Source organism: Vibrio sp. Vb1574, from assembly GCF_033338675.1.
Window position 1 is genome coordinate 1 of the sequence record NZ_JAWOTC010000062.1, and the last position, 18,691, is coordinate 18,691.

Genomic DNA, 18,691 nt, shown 5'->3' on the forward strand with positions numbered 1-18,691 from the left:
TCTGGATTCATTAAGGCTCGAGATACCGTAGCCGTAGACACTCCCGCAAGCTGGGCAACATCCTTCATTGTCGCCATAGTTTTTAACCTCTCATTTATTTTTTGCCAAGATGACGTTATTCCGGTTTGAAATCAGGGTAATCAAACCGAGTGAGAGCTGTATTTGCTCTTCGCTCAGTTCGTGTTAACGAGTGGGAAAATGGATTCTTCACCGCGATATCAATTTGTGGGAATAGTCATTGTTTTAATCTAAGCCTGTGCAAACAAGTCACTTTAGACTTTTCTAATTTGGATAGTCTATTCATTTCTAAAGTGAAAGTTACGGTCTGTTTAACAAAAATTGTAATCTTGGTGTGATTCTGGTCACATTAAATGGTAATTCATTACATAGTTAAACGTTTGCTAGCTGAGATCTTGTGGTTCTATGTCTAAATTCCAGCGTACTTTCTTAGCATTTGGCAACAACTCAATAGCAGGTTTGGCACTGGTTAATAACTTTTGCATCAATGAACGATGCTGAGTTTGCAGTAATAGTTGCCAGCGGTATTTACCAGCCCGCTTAGCCAAAGGTGAAGGAGTAGGGCCTAACACCATGCAGGAATCATCGAACAGAGGGTGTGACTCTAACGTAAAGCGAACCTGACGCAGGAAGTCTTCAACTATCTCACTTTGGTTCGCCTCTGCTTTATACAGAGTCAAGAAACTATAAGGCGGAAGCTGAGCCAGTTTGCGTTCTTCCAGAGCAGTCATAGCAAAGTGGCGATAGTCTTTTTGAAGCAGGGCCTGCAGCAAGCTGTGCTCAGGATGGTGGGTTTGTAGGATAACCTCGCCAGGTTTACTTGCGCGGCCGGCACGACCTGCGACCTGAATAAACAACTGCGCTAGTCGCTCGGAAGCGCGGAAGTCACTACTATAGAGAGAGCCATCAACATCCAAAAGAGCAACGAGTGTTACATTTGGAAAATGGTGCCCCTTAGCCAGCATTTGGGTGCCAATCAGAATTTGATGTTCACCTTTACGAATCGATTCAAGGGCATCTTCCAAACTACCTTTGCGACGTGTGCTGTCTCTGTCGATGCGAATGGCGTTGTATTCTGGAAATAACTGAGCCAATTGTTGTTCGAGTTGTTCCGTTCCTACGCCGACGGTAACCAGTTGAGTTGAACCACACCCCTGACATTGATGAATCACCGGTTGTTGTGAGCCGCAGTGATGGCAGCGTATTTCGTTGCTGTAATGGTGGAACGTATAGTACGCATCACAACGTTTACATTCTGCAATCCAACCGCATTCATGGCACATCAAAGCGGGCGAAAAGCCTCGGCGGTTAAGAAACAACATTACTTGATTGCCCGCTTTTAAATGCTTGCGCATCTCGGCAATCAGTTGGGCAGATAAGCCACTTTCTAAATACTGACCTTTTACATCTAACACTTTATTAGTGGTTGGCACGGCAGAGCCAGCTCGTTGGGTTAGTGTTAAATGGTGATATTTGCCTGACAAGGCATTGTGCAATGTCTCCAGTGCAGGTGTGGCTGAGCCCAGAACAATCGGAACTTGTTCTTTATGAGCGCGCATTACAGCAACATCGCGTGCATGATAACGCAAGCTATCTTGCTGTTTGTAAGAGGTGTCATGTTCCTCGTCCACAATGATAATCCCGAGATCAGCAAAAGGCGCGAGTAGGGCAGAGCGTGTGCCGATAATGATTCCGGCCGCTTTGTCGCGTGCAGAAAGCCACGCATTCAGACGCTCCGTCTCGTTTAACCCGGAGTGGATGACGTCAACTGGCACATTAAAACGGCGTTTAAAGCGGTTGATGGTTTGGGGCGTTAAGCCAATCTCTGGTACTAAAACCAAGGCTTGTTTCCCTTGCTCTAAAACTGGCTTGATAAGGTTTAAGTAAACTTCGGTTTTACCAGAGCCAGTTACTCCCTCTAATAAATAGCAAGCAAAGCCTGTTTGGCTATTTACACTTGCAATAGCCAGCGCTTGTTCGTGGTTGAGCTTTGGCTTCTCGACGTCGCATTCAACGTGCTGTCCCCACTGGGTGATTACAGGCTTCTTCTCGATACGTTCAATCCAGCCTTTCTCTTCTAAAGACTTTAGTACTGTTGAGGCTATCTCTTGGTCGACAAATTCCTGGTGAGGCAAAGCGCCGTTAACCAACATTTGCAAGACCTTCTGTTGTTTGACCGCTCGACGATCAAGCCCTTGCATCAGCTTGTCTTTACCGGATTCGGTAATTTGCCACTCTTGTAGCGTCGCAAAATCTGCAGGCTTTCCTTTACGTAGAGCTGCTGGCATCGCATTGTGTAGCGTATCTCCAAGTGGGTATTGGTAGAACTGGCTGCACCAAGTCAGCAACGAATAAAGCTTTTCAGACCATATCGGCTGAGAATCAAGAACTGCTTTGATTGGCTTGAGTTGATCTTTGGGAAAGTCCGAGTGATTAACCATTGCGGTGACGATGCCGACTAAGGTTTGGCGTCCAAAAGGCACGGAAACGCGTCCACCAATGATCGGAAACAGGTGCCCCGGAATGGCGTAATCAAATTGTTTGTCGAGCGGAACGGGTAATGCCACTCTAGCAATGGTTGGACGCATAAATTCTTAGCTATTAAAAAGAGGGAAAGGAAATGAGAGTCTATTAAAATCGGTATGGAAATTCGAGTAAAGCTATGTGATTCAGCGTGAATCGTGCCTCTATGATTAGTCTGGCTAAAAAAGTGGCGAAAAAGTTGCCAAATGTGTTGATCCGAACAATGTGATTCTTTACTATATCGCGCCTTGAGATATGGCTTCGGCAATTAGTTGATGCGGTATCCCATTTTATTATTAATTGCGTGTGGTGTGCGGCTTAGATTCGTATAGCGACACGGCCTACTATTGAGGTTATCCCATGAAAGCTGGTATCCACCCAGAATACAAAGCAGTAAAAGCGACTTGTTCTTGCGGCAACTCTTTTGAGTTCAACTCTACTCTAGGTAAAGAGTCTATCCACCTAGACGTATGTGACAAGTGTCACCCATTCTACACTGGTAAGCAACGTATCGTTGATACAGGCGGCCGTGTTGATCGCTTCAACAAGCGTTTCGGTGCACTATCAAGCGGTAAGAAATAATAGCAGCCGCTATTACGATTACAGTTTAGAAAAGGACGCTTCGGCGTCCTTTTTGTTTAATGGCTACCAAGCGAAGAGGAATGTATGGGGTTTGGAATATTCCCGATTATTTTTCACGCAGCGCTTGCAACCTAAAGTGTGATCTGTATAATGCAGCGCACTGGTTAAGCCAGTTGTGAACCAATGAGCAGTGAGGAGCGAGCAAATCTAAGGATTTGCGAGGTAATGTATACTCAGCTTATGTTCGCGGTTAATACAATTAGCTATCTTTTCTTCGGAAAAACTATCCTCAAAGGTGACTTTGGCATATAGGGATAGTTAATCGAAAATTAACTGACAATGCGTCCTAATCTTGGATGCTACGGTTTCACATAAATCAATCGGCATTCTCTCGTCTTGACGAGTTTGAGTGGCGATATTGTTTGTGTAATTTATTAAATTTGGAGCTCTGTCTCATGCAGAACCAACGTATCCGTATCCGCCTAAAAGCTTTCGATTACAAACTAATCGATGCTTCTACAGCGGAAATCGTTGAAACAGCTAAGCGCACTGGCGCACAGGTTCGTGGTCCAATCCCACTGCCAACTCGTAAAGAGCGTTTCACAGTTCTTATCTCTCCACACGTTAACAAGAAAGCACGTGACCAGTACGAAATCCGTACTCACAAGCGTCTAATCGACATCGTTGAGCCAACAGACAAGACTGTTGATGCTCTAATGCGTCTAGACCTTGCTGCGGGCGTTGACGTTCAAATTAGCCTAGGTTAAGGGAGATTAGAAGTATGATTGGTCTAATCGGTCGTAAAGTGGGCATGACCCGCGTATTTACTGAAGAAGGCGTTTCTATCCCAGTAACAGTTGTTGAGGTTGAAGCTAACCGTGTTTCTCAAGTGAAAACTCTTGAAACTGACGGCTACGCAGCAATCCAGGTTACAGCTGGTTCTAAGAAAGCTAACCGTGTAAACAAAGCTGAAGCAGGTCACTTTGCTAAAGCTGGCGTTGAAGCTGGTCGCGGTCTTTGGGAATTCCGTTTAGAAAACGGCGAAGAGTTCGAAGTTGGTTCAGAACTAACTGTTGAACTATTCAACGAAACTAAGAAAGTAGACGTTACTGGTACATCTAAGGGTAAAGGTTTCCAAGGCGCTGTTAAGCGTTGGAACTTCCGTACTCAAGATATGACTCACGGTAACTCATTGTCTCACCGTGCTCCTGGTTCTATCGGTCAATGTCAGACTCCAGGTCGCGTATTTAAAGGCAAGAAAATGGCAGGTCACATGGGTGCTGAGCGTGTAACGACTCAAAACCTAGAGATCGTACGTGTTGACGCTGAGCGCAACCTGCTTCTTATTAAAGGTGCAGTCCCAGGCGCAACTGGCGGCAACGTGATCGTTAAACCAGCTGTTAAAGCATAACGTCTCAGGAGTAAGTAATGGAACTAATGGTTAAAGGTGCCGATGCACTAACTGTTTCCGAAACTACTTTCGGACGTGAGTTTAACGAAGCTCTTGTACACCAAGTAGTTGTTGCGTACGCAGCAGGTGCTCGTCAAGGTACTCGTGCTCAAAAAACACGTTCAGAAGTTTCTGGCGGTGGCGCTAAGCCATGGCGTCAAAAAGGTACTGGCCGTGCGCGTGCTGGTACAATCCGTAGCCCAATCTGGCGTACAGGTGGTGTTACTTTTGCTGCGAAACCACAAGATCACAGCCAAAAAGTAAACAAAAAAATGTACCGTGGTGCTATGAAGAGCATTCTTTCTGAGCTTGTTCGTCAAGAGCGTCTAATCGTTGTTGATAACTTCTCAGTTGAAGCACCAAAGACTAAAGAGCTAGTTGCTAAGCTTAAAGAGCTTGAGCTAACTGACGCTCTAATCGTGACTAGCGAAGTAGATGAGAATCTATTCCTAGCTGCTCGTAACCTATACAAAGTTGACGCACGTGATGTTGCTGGTATCGATCCAGTATCTCTAATCGCGTTTGACAAAGTTGTAATGACTGCAGAAGCAGTTAAGCAAGTAGAGGAAATGCTAGCATGATCACTGAAGAGCGTATCCTAAAAGTTCTACGTGCACCGCACATCTCTGAAAAAGCAACTATGGCAGCTGAGAAAGCGAACACTATCGTTTTCAAAGTAGCTAAAGATGCGACTAAAAAAGAGATCAAAGCAGCTGTAGAAAAGCTATTTGAAGTTGAAGTTAAGTCTGTAAATACTCTTATCACTAAGGGTAAGACCAAACGTCAAGGTCTACGCCAAGGTCGCCGCAGCGACGTTAAGAAAGCGTACGTTACTTTGAAAGAAGGTCAAGATCTTGACTTCGTTGGCGGCGCGGAATAACAGGAGTAGTTAAAAATGGCTATTGTTAAATGTAAGCCGACTTCCCCTGGTCGTCGTCACGTTGTTAAAGTTGTTAACGCTGACCTACACAAGGGCAAGCCATACGCACCTCTTCTAGAGAAAAACTCTAAGAACGGTGGTCGTAACAACAAGGGTCGTATCACAGTACGTCACATCGGCGGTGGTCACAAGCACCACTACCGTGTAGTTGACTTCAAACGTACTAAAGATGGTATTCCAGCGACAGTTGAGCGTCTTGAATACGATCCAAACCGTAGCGCAAACATTGCTCTAGTTCTTTACAAAGACGGTGAGCGTCGCTACATCCTAGCACCTAAAGGTGTTGTAGCTGGTGATGTTATTCAGTCTGGTGTTGATGCACCAATCAAAGCTGGTAACACTCTACCAATGCGTAATATCCCAGTAGGTTCAACAGTACATAACGTTGAACTTAAGCCTGGTAAAGGTGGTCAGCTAGCTCGTTCGGCTGGTGCTTACGCTCAAATCGTTGCTCGCGACGGTGCGTACGTAACTATCCGTCTACGTTCTGGCGAGATGCGCAAAGTTCTTTCTGAAGGCCGTGCAACAATCGGTGAAGTTGGTAACTCTGAGCACATGCTACGTGAACTTGGTAAAGCAGGTGCATCACGTCATCGCGGTATCCGTCCAACGGTTCGTGGTGTTGTAATGAACCCGATTGACCACCCACATGGTGGTGGTGAAGGCCGTACTTCTGGTGGTCGTCACCCAGTATCTCCTTGGGGTATGCCTACTAAAGGCTTCAAGACTCGTAAGAACAAACGCACTGACAAGTACATCGTACGTCGTCGTAACAAGTAATCTATATAAAGAGGAATCGCCATGCCACGTTCTCTCAAGAAAGGTCCTTTTATTGACCTACACTTGCTGAAGAAGGTAGAGAAAGCGGTGGAAAGCGGAGACAAAAAGCCTATTAAGACTTGGTCCCGTCGTTCAATGATCATCCCTACGATGATCGGTTTGACCATCGCTGTCCATAATGGTCGTCAGCACGTACCAGTATTTGTAACTGATGAAATGATCGGTCACAAACTGGGTGAATTCGCACCAACACGCACTTACCGCGGTCACGCTGCGGATAAGAAAGCTAAGAAGCGCTAAGGAGTAGATAATGGAAGCAATTGCTAAACATAACTTTGCTCGCATTTCGCCTCAGAAAGCTCGCTTAGTTGCGGATCTAATCCGTGGTAAATCTGTTGACCAAGCTCTAGAAATCCTAACGTTCAGCAACAAAAAAGCTGCTGCACTAGTTAAGAAAGTTCTAGAGTCTGCTATCGCTAACGCGGAGCACAACGAAGGTGCAGATATTGACGATCTGAATGTCGCAAAAATCTTTGTAGATGAAGGCCCAACCATGAAGCGTATTATGCCTCGTGCTAAAGGTCGTGCGGATCGTATCTTGAAGCGTTCAAGCCACATCACTGTTGTTGTAGCAGATCGCTAGAGACTAGGAGAGTAAGCAATGGGTCAAAAAGTACATCCAAATGGTATTCGTCTAGGCATCGTTAAGCCTTGGAATGCTACATGGTTTGCTAACACCAAAGATTTCGCTGACAACCTAGACGGCGACTTCAAGGTACGTCAGTTCCTTACAAGTGAACTGAAAAAAGCGTCTCTATCACGTATCGTTATCGAGCGTCCTGCTAAGAGCATCCGTGTGACTATTCACACTGCTCGTCCAGGCGTTGTTATCGGTAAGAAAGGTGAAGACGTTGAGAAGCTACGCGCAGCTGTAGCTAAAATTGCAGGTGTACCAGCGCAAATTAACATCGCTGAAGTACGTAAGCCTGAACTAGATGCGCAACTTGTTGGTGACAGCATCGCGTCTCAGCTAGAGCGTCGTGTTATGTTCCGTCGTGCTATGAAGCGCGCAGTACAAAACGCAATGCGCCTAGGCGCTAAAGGTATCAAAGTGGAAGTAAGCGGTCGTCTAGGCGGCGCTGAAATCGCACGTTCAGAGTGGTACCGTGAAGGCCGTGTGCCTCTACACACTCTACGTGCTGACATTGATTACGCAACTTCTTCGGCTCACACTCAATACGGTGTGATCGGCATTAAAACTTGGATCTTCAAAGGTGAAATCCTAGGTGGTATGCCAGCAGCTAACGCTGTAGAGCCTAAAGGCGACAAGCCTAAGAAGCAGCGTAAAGGCCGTAAGTAAGGAGTCGACAGATGCTACAACCTAAACGTACTAAGTTCCGTAAGGTTCAGACTGGTCGTAACCGTGGTCTAGCTAAAGGTACTGATGTAAGCTTCGGCGAATTCGGTCTTAAAGCTGTTGGCCGTGGTCGTCTAACTGCTCGTCAAATCGAAGCGGCACGTCGTGCAATGACACGTCACGTTAAGCGTCAAGGTAAAATCTGGATCCGTGTGTTCCCAGACAAACCAATCACAGAAAAACCACTTGAAGTTCGTCAAGGTAAGGGTAAAGGTAACGTTGAGTACTGGGTAGCCCAAATCCAACCTGGTAAGGTTATGTACGAAATGGGTGGTGTACCTGAAGAATTGGCACGTGAAGCGTTCCGTCTTGCGGCACGTAAACTGCCTTTCAAAACTACATTTGTAACTAAGCAGGTGATGTGATGAAAGCACAAGATCTACGCGAGAAAAGCGTTGAAGAGCTTAACGCTGAGCTAATGAATTTGCTACGTGAACAGTTCAACTTGCGCATGCAAGCTGCGACTGGTCAACTACAGCAAACTCATACTCTGAAAGCTGTACGCCGTGATATCGCACGTGTGAAAACTGTTTTGACTGAGAAGGCAGGCGCATAATGAGCGAAGTAAAACGTACTCAACAAGGTCGTGTTGTTAGCGACAAGATGGACAAGTCTATCACTGTTGCTATCGAACGTTTCGTAAAACACCCAATCTACGGTAAATACGTAAAACGTACGACTAAAGTACACGCACATGACGAGAACAACGAGTGTGGCCTAGGCGACACAGTTGAAATCGCAGAGTGTCGTCCACTGTCTAAGACTAAGTCTTGGACTTTGGTAAAAGTTCTAGAAAAGGCGAAGATTTAATCTCGTTAATTCTATGAAACTAAAGCGGCTCCAAAATATTTTTGGAGCCGTTTATTTTTTGACTACCCAATCACAAAAAAGGGTGGTACAATTCGCGTCCCTTTTAAAGAGGCAGCCCGACCCGTGATGGGTCTAGTTATTAATATTTAGCGGAGCACTAACATGATCCAAATGCAAAGTATGCTGGACGCAGCTGATAACTCAGGCGCACGCAGCGTAATGTGTATTAAGGTTCTGGGTGGCTCTCACCGCCGTTATGCACATATCGGTGACGTCATCAAAGTTACTGTGAAGGAAGCAATCCCTCGCGGTAAAGTTAAAAAAGGTGATGTTCTGAAGGCGGTGGTAGTGCGCACCCGTAAAGGCGTACGTCGTCCTGACGGTTCTGTCATTCGCTTCGACCGAAATGCTTGCGTATTGCTAAACGACAATACTGAGCAACCAATCGGTACACGTATCTTTGGTCCTGTGACACGCGAACTTCGTGGCGATAAGTTCATGAAGATCGTTTCACTGGCTCCAGAAGTTCTGTAAGGAGCACGTAGAAATGGCAGCTAAAATCCGTCGTAATGACGAAGTAATCGTTCTTGCTGGTAAAGACAAAGGCAAGAAAGGTAAAGTAACTAAGGTTCTAGCAACTGGTAAAGTTATCGTTGAAGGTATCAACCTAGTTAAGAAACATCAGAAACCTGTTCCAGCTATGGGTATCCAAGGCGGTATCGTAGAGCAAGAAGCAGCTATCGACGTTTCTAACGTGGCTATCTTTAACGCAGCTACTGGTAAAGCTGACCGTATCGGTTTCCGTTTTGAAGACGGCAAAAAAGTTCGTTTCTTCAAGTCTAACGGCGAAACCGTTTCTAACTAATAGAAGTAATTTGGAGTTCTACTATGGCGAAACTGCATGATTACTACAAGTCGTCTGTAGTCGCTGAACTGACCAAACAGTTCGGTTACACAAGCGTCATGCAAGTCCCTAGAATCGAGAAAATCACCCTAAACATGGGTGTTGGTGAAGCAATCAACGATAAGAAACTGCTAGAAAATGCAGCGTCTGATATGGCAACGATCTCTGGTCAAAAGCCACTTATCACAAAAGCGCGCAAATCTGTTGCAGGTTTCAAAATCCGTGAAGGCTACCCTATCGGTTGTAAAGTAACCTTGCGTGGCGAACGTATGTGGGATTTTCTTGAGCGTTTAATTAACATCGCTCTTCCACGTGTACGTGACTTCCGTGGTGTTAGCGCTAAGTCTTTTGACGGTCGCGGTAACTACAGCATGGGCGTTCGCGAGCAAATCATCTTCCCGGAAATCGACTTTGATAAAGTTGATCGAGTACGCGGTCTAGACATCACTATTACGACGTCTGCTGGTACTGATGAGGAAGGCCGTGCTCTGCTGGCTGCCTTTAACTTCCCATTCCGTAAGTAAGGTGAAGGGTTACTGTTATGGCTAAAAATTCAATGAAAGCACGTGAAGCAAAACGTGCGAAGCTAGTAGCTAAGTTCGCTGAAAAGCGTGCAGCGCTAAAAGCTATCATCAGCGATGTAAACGCATCTGAAGAAGATCGTTGGAACGCGGTTCTTACACTGCAATCTCTTCCACGTGATTCAAGTGCATCACGTCAGCGCAACCGTTGCAACCAAACTGGTCGTCCACACGGTTACCTACGTAAGTTCGGTCTAAGCCGTATTAAGGTTCGTGAAGCTTGCATGAAAGGCGAGATTCCGGGTCTTCGTAAGGCTAGCTGGTAATTGCCACTTAATCATTTGGAGTAAATCATATGAGCATGCAAGATCCGATTTCGGATATGCTGACCCGCGTTCGTAACGGTCAGGCAGCAAACAAAGTTGCTGTAAAAATGCCTTCTTCAAAGCTTAAAGTTGCAATTGCTGCACTACTAAAAGCTGAAGGTTACATCGTTGACTTCGCTGTTGAAGGCGAAGCAAAACCTGAGCTAGAAGTTACACTTAAGTACTTCCAAGCTAAACCAGTAATCGAGCAACTTAAACGTGTTTCTCGTCCAGGTCTACGTGTTTACAAGAAGAAAGATGAACTTCCTTCTGTAATGGGTGGTCTTGGTATTGCTATCGTTTCTACTTCCAAGGGTCTTATGTCAGACCGCGCTGCACGTAAAGCAGGTCTTGGTGGTGAAATCATCGCTTACGTAGCTTAATAAGGAGTAGACTATGTCTCGTGTTGCAAAAGCACCTGTCGCTATTCCAGCTGGCGTAGAGGTGAAACTAAACGGCCAAGAAATCACTGTAAAAGGTGCGAAAGGCGAACTAACTCGCGTTCTTAACAACGCAGTTGTAATCGCTCAGGAAGAAAATAACCTGACTTTCGGTCCTAAAGAAGGTGTTGCTAACGCATGGGCTCAAGCAGGTACTGCTCGCGCTCTAGTTAACAACATGGTTGTTGGTGTTACTGAAGGCTTTACTAAGAAGCTAACTCTTAAAGGTGTAGGTTACCGTGCTGCTATCAAAGGCAACGCTGTAGGTCTAACACTAGGCTTCTCACACCCAGTTGAGCACGAGTTGCCAGCGGGTATTAAAGCTGAATGTCCAAGCCAAACTGAAATCGTGATCACTGGTGCTGACAAGCAACTAGTTGGTCAAGTTGCGGCTGACATTCGTTCTTACCGTGAGCCTGAGCCATACAAAGGCAAAGGTGTTCGTTACGCAGATGAAAATGTGCGTACTAAAGAAGCTAAGAAGAAGTAAGGTAACACTATGGATAAGAAAGCATCTCGCATCCGTCGTGCTACACGTGCACGTCGTAAGATTGCAGAACTGGGTGCGACTCGCCTAGTTGTACACCGTACTCCTCGTCACGTGTACGCACAGGTTATCGCGGCTAACGGCTCTGAGGTTATCGCAGCAGCTTCTACTGTAGAAAAAGCGATCCGTGAGCAAGTGAAATACACTGGTAACGTTGATGCAGCTAAAGCAGTGGGTAAAGCTATTGCTGAGCGCGCTCTAGAGAAGGGCGTAACTGCAGTTGCATTTGATCGTTCTGGTTTCCAATACCACGGTCGAGTAGCGGCGCTAGCAGAATCTGCTCGCGAAGCTGGTCTGAAATTCTAAGGTAGGGTTGGAAGATGGCTAAAGAACAACAAGTTCAAGCGAATGATTTGCAAGAAAAGCTAATCGCAGTTAACCGTGTTTCTAAAACGGTTAAAGGTGGTCGAATCATGAGCTTCACTGCACTAACAGTAGTTGGTGACGGTAACGGTCGTGTAGGTTTCGGTTACGGCAAAGCTCGTGAAGTACCTGCAGCGATTCAAAAAGCAATGGAAAAAGCGCGTCGTAACATGACTACGATCGCTCTAAACGAAGGCACTCTTCACCACCCAGTGAAAGGTCGCCATTCGGGCTCTAAAGTTTACATGCAGCCTGCTGCAGAAGGTACTGGTGTTATCGCAGGTGGTGCGATGCGTGCAGTACTAGAAGTTGCTGGTGTACACAACGTACTATCTAAAGCGTACGGTTCTACGAACCCTATCAACATCGTTCGTGCAACGATCGATGCACTAGGTAGCATGAAGTCACCAGAAATGGTTGCTGCTAAACGTGGTCTAACTGTTGAATCTATTTCGGAGTAAGAACACCATGGCAACTATTAAAGTAACTCAAACTAAAAGCTCAATTGGTCGTCTGCCAAAGCACAAAGCTACTTTGCGCGGTCTAGGTCTTCGTAAAATCAACCACACAGTAGAACTTGAAGATACTCCGTGTATTCGCGGTATGATCAACAAGGTTTACTACATGGTTAAAGTTGAGGAGTAATCAGAATGCGTTTGAATACTCTAGCACCGGCTGCTGGCGCGAAAACTTCTGCGAAGCGAGTAGGTCGTGGTATCGGTTCAGGCCTAGGTAAAACTGGTGGCCGTGGTCACAAAGGTCAAAAATCACGTTCTGGCGGCAGTGTTCGTCCAGGTTTCGAAGGCGGTCAGATGCCTCTGAAACAACGTCTACCAAAATTCGGTTTCACTTCTCGTAAGAGCCTAGTGTCTGCTGAAGTTCGTCTAGCTGAGCTAGCGAAAGTTTCTGGTGACGTAGTTGATCTAAACAGTCTTAAAGCTGCTAACATCATCACTAAGAACATCGAATTTGTAAAAGTTGTTCTTTCTGGTGAAATCAATAAAGCAGTGACTGTTAAAGGTCTACGTGTGACTAAAGGCGCTAAAGCTGCAATCGAAGCTGCAGGCGGTAAAATCGAGGAATAATCTCGAGGAACGAGGTACAGATGGCTAAGAAACCAGGACAAGATTTTCGTAGTGCTCAGAGCGGCTTAAGTGAACTAAAGTCGCGCTTGTTATTCGTAATTGGTGCACTTTTAGTATTCCGAGCCGGCTCTTTTGTGCCGATTCCTGGTATTGACGCTGCTGTACTTGCCGATTTGTTCGAACAGCAAAAAGGTACCATCGTTGAAATGTTTAACATGTTCTCCGGTGGTGCTCTTGAGCGTGCATCTATATTAGCATTGGGCATCATGCCGTATATTTCGGCATCTATTGTTGTCCAATTGCTAACTGTAGTTCATCCAGCGTTAGCTGAACTCAAAAAAGAGGGTGAAGCAGGCCGTCGTAAGATAAGCCAATACACACGCTACGGCACGCTTGTACTTGCAACCTTCCAAGCTATAGGTATTGCAACTGGCCTACCAAACATGGTCGACAATCTGGTTGTTATCAACCAAACCATGTTTACGCTAATTGCTACCGTAAGTTTAGTAACCGGTACCATGTTCTTGATGTGGTTAGGTGAACAAATTACAGAGCGCGGAATTGGTAACGGTATTTCGATACTGATTTTTGCAGGTATTGTTGCTGGATTGCCTTCTGCAATCGGTCAAACAATCGAGCAAGCGCGTCAAGGTGAATTGCATGTACTTCTTCTGTTGCTAATCGCGGTATTAGCTTTTGCAGTAATTTACTTCGTTGTTTTCATGGAACGTGGTCAGCGCCGAATCGTCGTTAACTATGCGAAACGTCAACAAGGTCGTAAAGTATTTGCTGCGCAAAGCTCGCACTTGCCTCTTAAAATTAACATGGCAGGTGTAATTCCAGCGATTTTTGCATCAAGTATTATCTTGTTCCCAGGAACATTGGCTCAGTGGTTTGGTCAAAACGGTGAGAGCAGCGCGTTCGGTTGGTTAACTGACGTGTCTTTGGCTCTTAGCCCAGGTCAACCGTTGTATGTAATGCTTTATGCAGCAGCAATTATCTTCTTCTGTTTCTTCTACACGGCGTTGGTTTTCAACCCGCGTGAAACAGCAGATAACTTGAAGAAGTCTGGTGCATTCGTACCCGGTATCCGCCCAGGTGAGCAGACAGCGAAATACATTGATAAAGTAATGACACGTTTAACCCTTGCTGGTGCACTGTACATTACCTTTATCTGTCTGATTCCCGAGTTCATGATGGTCGCGTGGAACGTACGTTTCTACTTCGGCGGTACATCGCTACTAATCGTAGTTGTTGTAATTATGGACTTTATGGCACAGGTACAGACTCATCTGATGTCTCAACAGTATGATTCTGTGTTGAAGAAAGCGAATCTGAAAGGCTACGGCCGTTAATCCGGCGGTAGACTCAGTTTCATTTACGGAGTTTAGCAATGAAAGTTCGTGCTTCCGTTAAAAAAATCTGCCGTAACTGTAAAGTAATCAAGCGTAACGGTGTCGTTCGCGTGATTTGCAGTGAGCCAAAGCACAAACAGCGCCAAGGCTAATTAGCAGAAATTTTTACTTGAAAATGAAGGTTGGGTCGAGTATATTCCTCGGCCTACCTTTTGCGTGCAAAAGAAGTAGTATTCCGCAGCGTATCCATAACGGGCTTTGCTGCGGCTAATTCTTTTATAGAAACACTTAGGAGTGAATAATGGCCCGTATAGCAGGCATTAACATTCCTGATCAGAAACATGCAGTAATCGCTCTAACAGCGATCTACGGCATCGGTAAAACTCGCTCTCAAGCTATCCTAGCTGAAGTGGGTATTGCTGAAAATGTTAAGATCAGTGAACTAACTGAAGAGCAGATCGATCAACTGCGTGATGGTGTAGCTAAGTACACTGTAGAAGGTGATCTACGTCGTGAAGTATCTATGAACATCAAGCGTCTTATGGACCTTGGCTGTTACCGTGGTCTTCGTCATCGTCGCAGTCTACCACTACGTGGACAGCGTACTAAAACCAACGCTCGCACCCGTAAGGGTCCGCGTAAGCCGATCAAGAAATAATCGGGAAGGTAGAGTACAATGGCTAAACAACCAACTCGCGCTCGTAAGCGCGTACGCAAGCAAGTTGCAGATGGCGTTGCGCACATCCATGCTTCTTTCAATAACACAATCGTAACCATTACTGACCGTCAAGGTAACGCTCTTGCATGGGCTACTGCAGGTGGTTCTGGTTTCCGTGGTTCTCGTAAGTCTACTCCGTTCGCTGCACAGGTTGCTGCTGAGCGTTGTGCTGAAATGGCTAAAGAATACGGCCTAAAGAACTTGGAAGTTATGGTTAAGGGTCCTGGTCCAGGTCGCGAATCTACTGTTCGTGCACTAAACGCCGCTGGTTTCCGCATCACAAACATCGTTGATGCTACACCAATCCCTCATAACGGTTGTCGTCCACCTAAGAAACGTCGCGTATAACGTTTCTAGGACAATTGGAGAAGAATCATGGCAAGATATTTGGGTCCTAAGCTGAAGCTTAGCCGTCGTGAAGGCACTGACTTATTCCTTAAGTCTGGTGTTCGCGCGATCGATACCAAGTGTAAAATTGATAACGCACCAGGTGTACACGGCGCTCGTCGCGGTCGTCTATCTGAGTATGGCGTTCAGCTTCGTGAGAAGCAAAAAGTACGTCGTATGTACGGCGTTCTAGAAAAACAATTCCGTAACTACTACAAAGAAGCTGCTCGCCTAAAAGGCAACACTGGTGAAAACCTACTTCAGCTTCTTGAAGGTCGTCTTGATAACGTAGTTTACCGCATGGGCTTTGGCGCAACTCGCGCAGAAGCACGTCAGCTAGTTAGCCACAAAGCTATCCTAGTAAACGGTAAAGTTGTAAACGTTCCTTCTTTCAAAGTAGCGGCTAATGACGTTGTTTCTATTCGCGAGAAAGCTAAACAGCAAGCTCGTATCAAAGCAGCTCTAGAAGTTGCTGAACAACGTGAAAAACCAACTTGGATTGAAGTAGATGGTGGCAAGATGGAAGGTACATTCAAGCGTATGCCTGAGCGTTCTGATCTATCAGCTGACATCAACGAACAATTGATCGTCGAGCTTTACTCTAAGTAAGGTTTAAACTAAAGAGAGGACACAATGCAGGGTTCTGTAACAGAATTTCTTAAGCCACGTCTAGTTGACATCGAACAAATCAGCTCGACTCACGCAAAAGTAACTCTTGAGCCATTAGAGCGTGGCTTTGGTCATACTCTGGGTAATGCACTTCGCCGCATCCTTCTATCTTCTATGCCAGGTTGTGCTGTAACAGAAGTAGAAATTGAAGGCGTACTTCATGAGTACAGCACGAAAGAAGGCGTTCAAGAAGATATTCTTGAAATTCTTCTAAACCTTAAAGGTTTGGCTGTGCGCGTTGCCGAAGGCAAAGATGAAGTGTTCATTACTTTGAACAAATCAGGCTCGGGCCCTGTGGTTGCAGGTGACATCACCCATGATGGTGATGTAGAGATCGCTAACCCTGAACACGTAATTTGTCACCTAACGGATGACAACGCTGAGATCGCAATGCGTATCAAAGTTGAACGTGGTCGTGGTTATGTTCCAGCTTCTGCGCGTATCCATAACGAAGAAGACGAGCGTCCTATCGGTCGCCTACTAGTAGATGCTACTTACAGCCCAGTAGACAAAATTGCCTACGCTGTAGAAGCAGCTCGTGTAGAACAGCGTACTGATCTAGACAAGCTTGTTATCGATATGGAAACAAACGGTACTCTAGAACCTGAGGAAGCAATCCGTCGTGCAGCTACAATCCTAGCTGAACAATTGGATGCATTCGTAGATCTTCGTGATGTACGAGTTCCTGAGGAGAAGGAAGAGAAGCCAGAATTCGATCCGATCCTACTGCGTCCTGTAGACGATCTTGAACTAACAGTTCGCTCTGCTAACTGTCTGAAAGCAGAAGCGATTCACTACATCGGTGATCTAGTACAACGTACCGAGGTTGAGCTACTTAAAACGCCTAACCTTGGTAAAAAGTCTCTTACTGAGATTAAAGACGTACTTGCGTCACGTGGTTTGTCTCTGGGCATGCGCCTAGAAAACTGGCCACCTGCATCAATCGCTGAAGATTAATCGATACTAGTTAGAAGGATTAGGTCATGCGCCATCGTAAGAGTGGTCGTCAACTCAACCGCAACAGCTCACATCGCAAAGCGATGTTCAGCAACATGGCTAGCTCTCTAGTACGTCATGAAGTTATCAAGACTACTTTGCCAAAAGCAAAAGAGCTACGTCGCGTAGTTGAGCCTTTGATTACACTAGCTAAGACTGACAGTGTTGCTAACCGTCGTCTAGCATTTGCACGTACTCGTGACAACGAAGTAGTTGCAAAACTATTTAACGAACTAGGTCCACGTTTTGCTGCTCGTCAGGGCGGTTACACTCGTATCCTAAAAGCTGGCTTCCGTGCTGGTGATAAAGCTCCAATGGCTTACATTGAGCTTGTAGATCGCCCAGCTGCTGAAGAAGCTGCTGAGTAATCAGTTCGTAAGAACGAGAAAGCCGAGCATTAGCTCGGCTTTTTTGTATCTGTAATTCAGTAAACCTTTATATCCAGCCTGCATTTATTTCAACCCATGCCGACTGGCAATTTAAAAAGTGATTATCACTTACGCTTATTTACTAGTATTCCACAACCCGCCCAACGAACTTAGAAGCCCTTCGCTAGCGCCTTGCTTGTTCAAGTAATCCAAGATGACTGGAGCAAACTGACTGATCATAGATGGGTCTAAACCTAACGTATCGAATGCACTTTTGACTGCACTGATATTCTCAATATTTCCTAGTAAGCTTTGTGCTCCTTGCAAGTTTGAAAGTCCAGGAATCAAAGACTGTAATTCACTACTATTTTCTTGCGAAAGCTGGCTTTGAGCCAAAGCAAGTAGCGCACCACTGCCTCCGGCTGCTTGCTCAGTGGATACTGGTAATTGGCTAGTTAGCATGTCTGTTAATGGAGATGACTCGGTGTTCAAGCTGCTGCCGACCATGTCCATCAGGCCACTTTCTTTACTTTTTTGAGTGACTGAATCTAAGAATGCGTGCGCACTACCAATGTTGATTGATAGGAGTGCTAGAGTTAGGAGTGTTTTACGCATAGTACCTCCAAAGGTTGAGCGTTTTTTAAAAGTGATTTTATTTTTAAAGGCTATCAGAGTGAAAGGTTCAGAGGTGAGAAAGTCTATTCAGTTTAGACAAAAAAACGGCGCTAGTGCGCCGTTTTATTTAATCATAATTGAAAATGGTTTCAATTAGATAATATCTAATAGTTCTACTTCGAAAACTAAAGCTGCAAATGGAGGGATAGCCGCACCAGCGCCACGCTCACCGTACGCAAGATCTTGTGGTACGTATAGCTTCCACTTAGAGCCAACAGGCATTAGTTGTAGTGCCTCTACCCAACCTTTGATTACACCTGTAACAGGGAATTCAGCAGGTTGACCGCGAGATACAGAGCTATCGAATACAGTACCGTCAGTTAGCTCACCGTGGTAGTGAACGCGAACTGAGCTTTCTGCTGTAGGAACTGCACCAGTACCTTCAGAAATGATTTCGTACTGAAGACCAGAGTCTAGAACGTTAACTTCAGGTCGTAGAGCGTTGTCTTTTAGGAACGCTTCGCCTTCTGCTGCCGCAATTTTTGCTGCTTCTTGGCGAGCTGTTTCTGCACGAGTGTGAAGTTCTTGTAGTGCTTTGTTGATTTCATCAATTTCGATTGATGGCATGTCACCAGTTAGTGCTGTTGCAATACCTGCTGCGATAGCATCAACGCTAAGACCTTCAAGACCAGAGCCTGCAAGTTGCTGACCCATTTGCAGACCAATGCCGTAGCTTGCTTTTTGTTCTGCAGTTTCAAATTTAATTTCAGACATGAATGTCGCTCTTATTAGGAGTGATAAAGGTAACAGGATATCAGTTTCGAGCTTAGGTTTAAAT

Annotated in this window: 33 protein-coding genes; 29 read left to right on the forward strand and 4 right to left on the reverse strand. The window is 45.5% G+C overall.

What is annotated here, in order from left to right; translation table 11 throughout:
- Both R7O12_RS22630 and priA read right to left on the reverse strand, forming a co-directional pair.
- Positions 1 to 77 (reverse strand): LacI family DNA-binding transcriptional regulator (locus tag R7O12_RS22630; protein WP_318126417.1); only part of this gene is annotated, 77 nt, incomplete at its 3' end.
- A 324-nt stretch (positions 78 to 401) separates the two neighbouring features.
- Positions 402 to 2,606: a primosomal protein N' gene (gene priA, locus R7O12_RS22635; protein ID WP_318075944.1), complete on the reverse strand. Its 2,205-nt coding sequence runs from the start codon at positions 2,604 to 2,606 to the stop codon at positions 402 to 404.
- Positions 2,607 to 2,901: 295 nt separating this feature from the next.
- Between priA and rpmE the strand changes: the two genes are divergently transcribed.
- The 29 genes from rpmE to rplQ all read left to right on the forward strand — a co-directional run bounded on the left by rpmE (position 2,902) and on the right by rplQ (position 17,238).
- Positions 2,902 to 3,123 (forward strand): 50S ribosomal protein L31, encoded by a 222-nt coding sequence (rpmE, locus tag R7O12_RS22640; protein ID WP_005379546.1) that lies wholly within the window; start codon positions 2,902 to 2,904, stop codon positions 3,121 to 3,123.
- Between the two features lie 455 nt (positions 3,124 to 3,578).
- Positions 3,579 to 3,890 (forward strand): 30S ribosomal protein S10, encoded by a 312-nt coding sequence (gene rpsJ, locus R7O12_RS22645; RefSeq protein WP_004410492.1) that lies wholly within the window; start codon positions 3,579 to 3,581, stop codon positions 3,888 to 3,890.
- Between the two features lie 14 nt (positions 3,891 to 3,904).
- The gene (gene rplC, locus R7O12_RS22650; RefSeq protein ID WP_005379555.1) at positions 3,905 to 4,534 is read left to right on the forward strand and encodes a 50S ribosomal protein L3; all 630 of its coding nucleotides are present in this window, start codon (positions 3,905 to 3,907) and stop codon (positions 4,532 to 4,534) included.
- A 17-nt stretch (positions 4,535 to 4,551) separates the two neighbouring features.
- Positions 4,552 to 5,154, forward strand: coding sequence for a 50S ribosomal protein L4 (gene rplD / locus R7O12_RS22655; protein ID WP_005379556.1), 603 nt, complete (start codon positions 4,552 to 4,554; stop codon positions 5,152 to 5,154).
- Positions 5,151 to 5,453 carry a 50S ribosomal protein L23 gene (rplW, locus tag R7O12_RS22660; protein ID WP_004398471.1) on the forward strand — a complete coding sequence of 101 codons (303 nt, stop codon included), beginning with the start codon at positions 5,151 to 5,153 and terminating at the stop codon, positions 5,451 to 5,453. The genes rplD and rplW overlap by 4 nt, the downstream gene beginning before the upstream one ends.
- Positions 5,454 to 5,468: 15 nt before the next feature.
- Positions 5,469 to 6,293 carry a 50S ribosomal protein L2 gene (rplB, locus tag R7O12_RS22665; RefSeq protein WP_005383168.1) on the forward strand — a complete coding sequence of 275 codons (825 nt, stop codon included), beginning with the start codon at positions 5,469 to 5,471 and terminating at the stop codon, positions 6,291 to 6,293.
- 21 nt (positions 6,294 to 6,314) lie between these two features.
- The gene (gene rpsS, locus R7O12_RS22670; protein ID WP_004394525.1) at positions 6,315 to 6,593 is read left to right on the forward strand and encodes a 30S ribosomal protein S19; all 279 of its coding nucleotides are present in this window, start codon (positions 6,315 to 6,317) and stop codon (positions 6,591 to 6,593) included.
- Between the two features lie 10 nt (positions 6,594 to 6,603).
- The gene (gene rplV / locus R7O12_RS22675; RefSeq protein ID WP_005383164.1) at positions 6,604 to 6,936 is read left to right on the forward strand and encodes a 50S ribosomal protein L22; all 333 of its coding nucleotides are present in this window, start codon (positions 6,604 to 6,606) and stop codon (positions 6,934 to 6,936) included.
- Positions 6,937 to 6,954: 18 nt separating this feature from the next.
- Positions 6,955 to 7,653 (forward strand): 30S ribosomal protein S3, encoded by a 699-nt coding sequence (gene rpsC, locus R7O12_RS22680; RefSeq protein ID WP_005383161.1) that lies wholly within the window; start codon positions 6,955 to 6,957, stop codon positions 7,651 to 7,653.
- An 11-nt stretch (positions 7,654 to 7,664) separates the two neighbouring features.
- Positions 7,665 to 8,075: a 50S ribosomal protein L16 gene (rplP, locus tag R7O12_RS22685; protein WP_005379577.1), complete on the forward strand. Its 411-nt coding sequence runs from the start codon at positions 7,665 to 7,667 to the stop codon at positions 8,073 to 8,075.
- Positions 8,075 to 8,266, forward strand: a complete 192-nt coding sequence (rpmC, locus tag R7O12_RS22690) for a 50S ribosomal protein L29 (RefSeq protein WP_005379576.1) — start codon at positions 8,075 to 8,077, stop codon at positions 8,264 to 8,266. The genes rplP and rpmC overlap by 1 nt, the downstream gene beginning before the upstream one ends.
- Entirely contained in the window at positions 8,266 to 8,520 is a 255-nt protein-coding gene (gene rpsQ, locus R7O12_RS22695; RefSeq protein ID WP_005379575.1) for a 30S ribosomal protein S17, read from the forward strand. The genes rpmC and rpsQ overlap by 1 nt, the downstream gene beginning before the upstream one ends.
- A gap of 162 nt (positions 8,521 to 8,682) precedes the next feature.
- Complete coding sequence (gene rplN, locus R7O12_RS22700) at positions 8,683 to 9,054, forward strand: 50S ribosomal protein L14 (RefSeq protein ID WP_004410450.1); 372 nt, start codon at positions 8,683 to 8,685, stop codon at positions 9,052 to 9,054.
- A gap of 13 nt (positions 9,055 to 9,067) precedes the next feature.
- Positions 9,068 to 9,385 (forward strand): 50S ribosomal protein L24, encoded by a 318-nt coding sequence (rplX, locus tag R7O12_RS22705; protein ID WP_005379574.1) that lies wholly within the window; start codon positions 9,068 to 9,070, stop codon positions 9,383 to 9,385.
- A gap of 23 nt (positions 9,386 to 9,408) precedes the next feature.
- Positions 9,409 to 9,948, forward strand: a complete 540-nt coding sequence (gene rplE / locus R7O12_RS22710) for a 50S ribosomal protein L5 (protein WP_005379573.1) — start codon at positions 9,409 to 9,411, stop codon at positions 9,946 to 9,948.
- 17 nt (positions 9,949 to 9,965) lie between these two features.
- Entirely contained in the window at positions 9,966 to 10,271 is a 306-nt protein-coding gene (gene rpsN / locus R7O12_RS22715) for a 30S ribosomal protein S14 (protein WP_004410442.1), read from the forward strand.
- A gap of 29 nt (positions 10,272 to 10,300) precedes the next feature.
- On the forward strand, positions 10,301 to 10,693 hold the full coding sequence (gene rpsH / locus R7O12_RS22720; RefSeq protein WP_005379572.1) for a 30S ribosomal protein S8: 393 nt from the start codon (positions 10,301 to 10,303) through the stop codon (positions 10,691 to 10,693).
- Positions 10,694 to 10,706: 13 nt separating this feature from the next.
- The gene (gene rplF / locus R7O12_RS22725; RefSeq protein WP_005379570.1) at positions 10,707 to 11,240 is read left to right on the forward strand and encodes a 50S ribosomal protein L6; all 534 of its coding nucleotides are present in this window, start codon (positions 10,707 to 10,709) and stop codon (positions 11,238 to 11,240) included.
- Positions 11,241 to 11,249: 9 nt separating this feature from the next.
- Positions 11,250 to 11,603 carry a 50S ribosomal protein L18 gene (rplR, locus tag R7O12_RS22730; protein ID WP_005379568.1) on the forward strand — a complete coding sequence of 118 codons (354 nt, stop codon included), beginning with the start codon at positions 11,250 to 11,252 and terminating at the stop codon, positions 11,601 to 11,603.
- A gap of 14 nt (positions 11,604 to 11,617) precedes the next feature.
- On the forward strand, positions 11,618 to 12,121 hold the full coding sequence (gene rpsE / locus R7O12_RS22735) for a 30S ribosomal protein S5 (protein ID WP_004745894.1): 504 nt from the start codon (positions 11,618 to 11,620) through the stop codon (positions 12,119 to 12,121).
- Between the two features lie 7 nt (positions 12,122 to 12,128).
- Positions 12,129 to 12,305: a 50S ribosomal protein L30 gene (gene rpmD / locus R7O12_RS22740; RefSeq protein WP_005379565.1), complete on the forward strand. Its 177-nt coding sequence runs from the start codon at positions 12,129 to 12,131 to the stop codon at positions 12,303 to 12,305.
- A gap of 5 nt (positions 12,306 to 12,310) precedes the next feature.
- The gene (rplO, locus tag R7O12_RS22745; RefSeq protein WP_005383155.1) at positions 12,311 to 12,745 is read left to right on the forward strand and encodes a 50S ribosomal protein L15; all 435 of its coding nucleotides are present in this window, start codon (positions 12,311 to 12,313) and stop codon (positions 12,743 to 12,745) included.
- Positions 12,746 to 12,765: 20 nt separating this feature from the next.
- The gene (gene secY, locus R7O12_RS22750; RefSeq protein ID WP_005379562.1) at positions 12,766 to 14,100 is read left to right on the forward strand and encodes a preprotein translocase subunit SecY; all 1,335 of its coding nucleotides are present in this window, start codon (positions 12,766 to 12,768) and stop codon (positions 14,098 to 14,100) included.
- Between the two features lie 38 nt (positions 14,101 to 14,138).
- Positions 14,139 to 14,252, forward strand: coding sequence for a 50S ribosomal protein L36 (rpmJ, locus tag R7O12_RS22755; RefSeq protein WP_000868186.1), 114 nt, complete (start codon positions 14,139 to 14,141; stop codon positions 14,250 to 14,252).
- A 149-nt stretch (positions 14,253 to 14,401) separates the two neighbouring features.
- The gene (gene rpsM / locus R7O12_RS22760) at positions 14,402 to 14,758 is read left to right on the forward strand and encodes a 30S ribosomal protein S13 (RefSeq protein WP_005383154.1); all 357 of its coding nucleotides are present in this window, start codon (positions 14,402 to 14,404) and stop codon (positions 14,756 to 14,758) included.
- 18 nt (positions 14,759 to 14,776) lie between these two features.
- Positions 14,777 to 15,166, forward strand: a complete 390-nt coding sequence (gene rpsK / locus R7O12_RS22765; RefSeq protein WP_001118870.1) for a 30S ribosomal protein S11 — start codon at positions 14,777 to 14,779, stop codon at positions 15,164 to 15,166.
- Positions 15,167 to 15,193: 27 nt separating this feature from the next.
- Positions 15,194 to 15,814 carry a 30S ribosomal protein S4 gene (gene rpsD / locus R7O12_RS22770; RefSeq protein WP_005383146.1) on the forward strand — a complete coding sequence of 207 codons (621 nt, stop codon included), beginning with the start codon at positions 15,194 to 15,196 and terminating at the stop codon, positions 15,812 to 15,814.
- 24 nt (positions 15,815 to 15,838) lie between these two features.
- Positions 15,839 to 16,831: a DNA-directed RNA polymerase subunit alpha gene (locus tag R7O12_RS22775; RefSeq protein WP_005383143.1), complete on the forward strand. Its 993-nt coding sequence runs from the start codon at positions 15,839 to 15,841 to the stop codon at positions 16,829 to 16,831.
- Between the two features lie 26 nt (positions 16,832 to 16,857).
- Positions 16,858 to 17,238 carry a 50S ribosomal protein L17 gene (gene rplQ / locus R7O12_RS22780; protein ID WP_005383141.1) on the forward strand — a complete coding sequence of 127 codons (381 nt, stop codon included), beginning with the start codon at positions 16,858 to 16,860 and terminating at the stop codon, positions 17,236 to 17,238.
- 135 nt (positions 17,239 to 17,373) lie between these two features.
- Here rplQ and R7O12_RS22785 read toward each other — a convergent pair whose 3' ends face one another.
- Together R7O12_RS22785 and R7O12_RS22790 are read right to left on the reverse strand one after the other, a co-directional pair.
- Positions 17,374 to 17,853: a DUF2780 domain-containing protein gene (locus tag R7O12_RS22785; RefSeq protein WP_017820297.1), complete on the reverse strand. Its 480-nt coding sequence runs from the start codon at positions 17,851 to 17,853 to the stop codon at positions 17,374 to 17,376.
- A gap of 153 nt (positions 17,854 to 18,006) precedes the next feature.
- The gene (locus R7O12_RS22790) at positions 18,007 to 18,627 is read right to left on the reverse strand and encodes an FKBP-type peptidyl-prolyl cis-trans isomerase (protein WP_005383137.1); all 621 of its coding nucleotides are present in this window, start codon (positions 18,625 to 18,627) and stop codon (positions 18,007 to 18,009) included.
- Positions 18,628 to 18,691: the final 64 nt, after the last annotated feature.

Bases quoted from the DNA above. Each gene is read 5' to 3' on its own strand.
- rplN (WP_004410450.1), top strand. From the start codon at position 8,683: ATGATCCAAATGCAAAGTATGCTGGACGCAGCTGATAACTCAGGCGCA.
- rpmE (WP_005379546.1), top strand. From the start codon at position 2,902: ATGAAAGCTGGTATCCACCCAGAATACAAAGCAGTAAAAGCGACTTGT.
- rplB (WP_005383168.1), top strand. From the start codon at position 5,469: ATGGCTATTGTTAAATGTAAGCCGACTTCCCCTGGTCGTCGTCACGTT.
- R7O12_RS22785 (WP_017820297.1), bottom strand. From the start codon at position 17,853: ATGCGTAAAACACTCCTAACTCTAGCACTCCTATCAATCAACATTGGT.
- rpsN (WP_004410442.1), top strand. From the start codon at position 9,966: ATGGCTAAAAATTCAATGAAAGCACGTGAAGCAAAACGTGCGAAGCTA.
- rpsJ (WP_004410492.1), top strand. From the start codon at position 3,579: ATGCAGAACCAACGTATCCGTATCCGCCTAAAAGCTTTCGATTACAAA.
- rplX (WP_005379574.1), top strand. From the start codon at position 9,068: ATGGCAGCTAAAATCCGTCGTAATGACGAAGTAATCGTTCTTGCTGGT.
- rpsD (WP_005383146.1), top strand. From the start codon at position 15,194: ATGGCAAGATATTTGGGTCCTAAGCTGAAGCTTAGCCGTCGTGAAGGC.
- rplR (WP_005379568.1), top strand. From the start codon at position 11,250: ATGGATAAGAAAGCATCTCGCATCCGTCGTGCTACACGTGCACGTCGT.
- rpsH (WP_005379572.1), top strand. From the start codon at position 10,301: ATGAGCATGCAAGATCCGATTTCGGATATGCTGACCCGCGTTCGTAAC.
- rplE (WP_005379573.1), top strand. From the start codon at position 9,409: ATGGCGAAACTGCATGATTACTACAAGTCGTCTGTAGTCGCTGAACTG.
- secY (WP_005379562.1), top strand. From the start codon at position 12,766: ATGGCTAAGAAACCAGGACAAGATTTTCGTAGTGCTCAGAGCGGCTTA.
- rpsE (WP_004745894.1), top strand. From the start codon at position 11,618: ATGGCTAAAGAACAACAAGTTCAAGCGAATGATTTGCAAGAAAAGCTA.
- rpsM (WP_005383154.1), top strand. From the start codon at position 14,402: ATGGCCCGTATAGCAGGCATTAACATTCCTGATCAGAAACATGCAGTA.
- rpmC (WP_005379576.1), top strand. From the start codon at position 8,075: ATGAAAGCACAAGATCTACGCGAGAAAAGCGTTGAAGAGCTTAACGCT.
- rplO (WP_005383155.1), top strand. From the start codon at position 12,311: ATGCGTTTGAATACTCTAGCACCGGCTGCTGGCGCGAAAACTTCTGCG.
- rpsC (WP_005383161.1), top strand. From the start codon at position 6,955: ATGGGTCAAAAAGTACATCCAAATGGTATTCGTCTAGGCATCGTTAAG.
- rplP (WP_005379577.1), top strand. From the start codon at position 7,665: ATGCTACAACCTAAACGTACTAAGTTCCGTAAGGTTCAGACTGGTCGT.
- priA (WP_318075944.1), bottom strand. From the start codon at position 2,606: ATGCGTCCAACCATTGCTAGAGTGGCATTACCCGTTCCGCTCGACAAA.
- rplD (WP_005379556.1), top strand. From the start codon at position 4,552: ATGGAACTAATGGTTAAAGGTGCCGATGCACTAACTGTTTCCGAAACT.
- rplC (WP_005379555.1), top strand. From the start codon at position 3,905: ATGATTGGTCTAATCGGTCGTAAAGTGGGCATGACCCGCGTATTTACT.
- R7O12_RS22775 (WP_005383143.1), top strand. From the start codon at position 15,839: ATGCAGGGTTCTGTAACAGAATTTCTTAAGCCACGTCTAGTTGACATC.
- rplF (WP_005379570.1), top strand. From the start codon at position 10,707: ATGTCTCGTGTTGCAAAAGCACCTGTCGCTATTCCAGCTGGCGTAGAG.
- rpmJ (WP_000868186.1), top strand. From the start codon at position 14,139: ATGAAAGTTCGTGCTTCCGTTAAAAAAATCTGCCGTAACTGTAAAGTA.
- rpsQ (WP_005379575.1), top strand. From the start codon at position 8,266: ATGAGCGAAGTAAAACGTACTCAACAAGGTCGTGTTGTTAGCGACAAG.
- rpsK (WP_001118870.1), top strand. From the start codon at position 14,777: ATGGCTAAACAACCAACTCGCGCTCGTAAGCGCGTACGCAAGCAAGTT.
- rpsS (WP_004394525.1), top strand. From the start codon at position 6,315: ATGCCACGTTCTCTCAAGAAAGGTCCTTTTATTGACCTACACTTGCTG.
- rplQ (WP_005383141.1), top strand. From the start codon at position 16,858: ATGCGCCATCGTAAGAGTGGTCGTCAACTCAACCGCAACAGCTCACAT.
- rpmD (WP_005379565.1), top strand. From the start codon at position 12,129: ATGGCAACTATTAAAGTAACTCAAACTAAAAGCTCAATTGGTCGTCTG.
- rplW (WP_004398471.1), top strand. From the start codon at position 5,151: ATGATCACTGAAGAGCGTATCCTAAAAGTTCTACGTGCACCGCACATC.
- rplV (WP_005383164.1), top strand. From the start codon at position 6,604: ATGGAAGCAATTGCTAAACATAACTTTGCTCGCATTTCGCCTCAGAAA.
- R7O12_RS22790 (WP_005383137.1), bottom strand. From the start codon at position 18,627: ATGTCTGAAATTAAATTTGAAACTGCAGAACAAAAAGCAAGCTACGGC.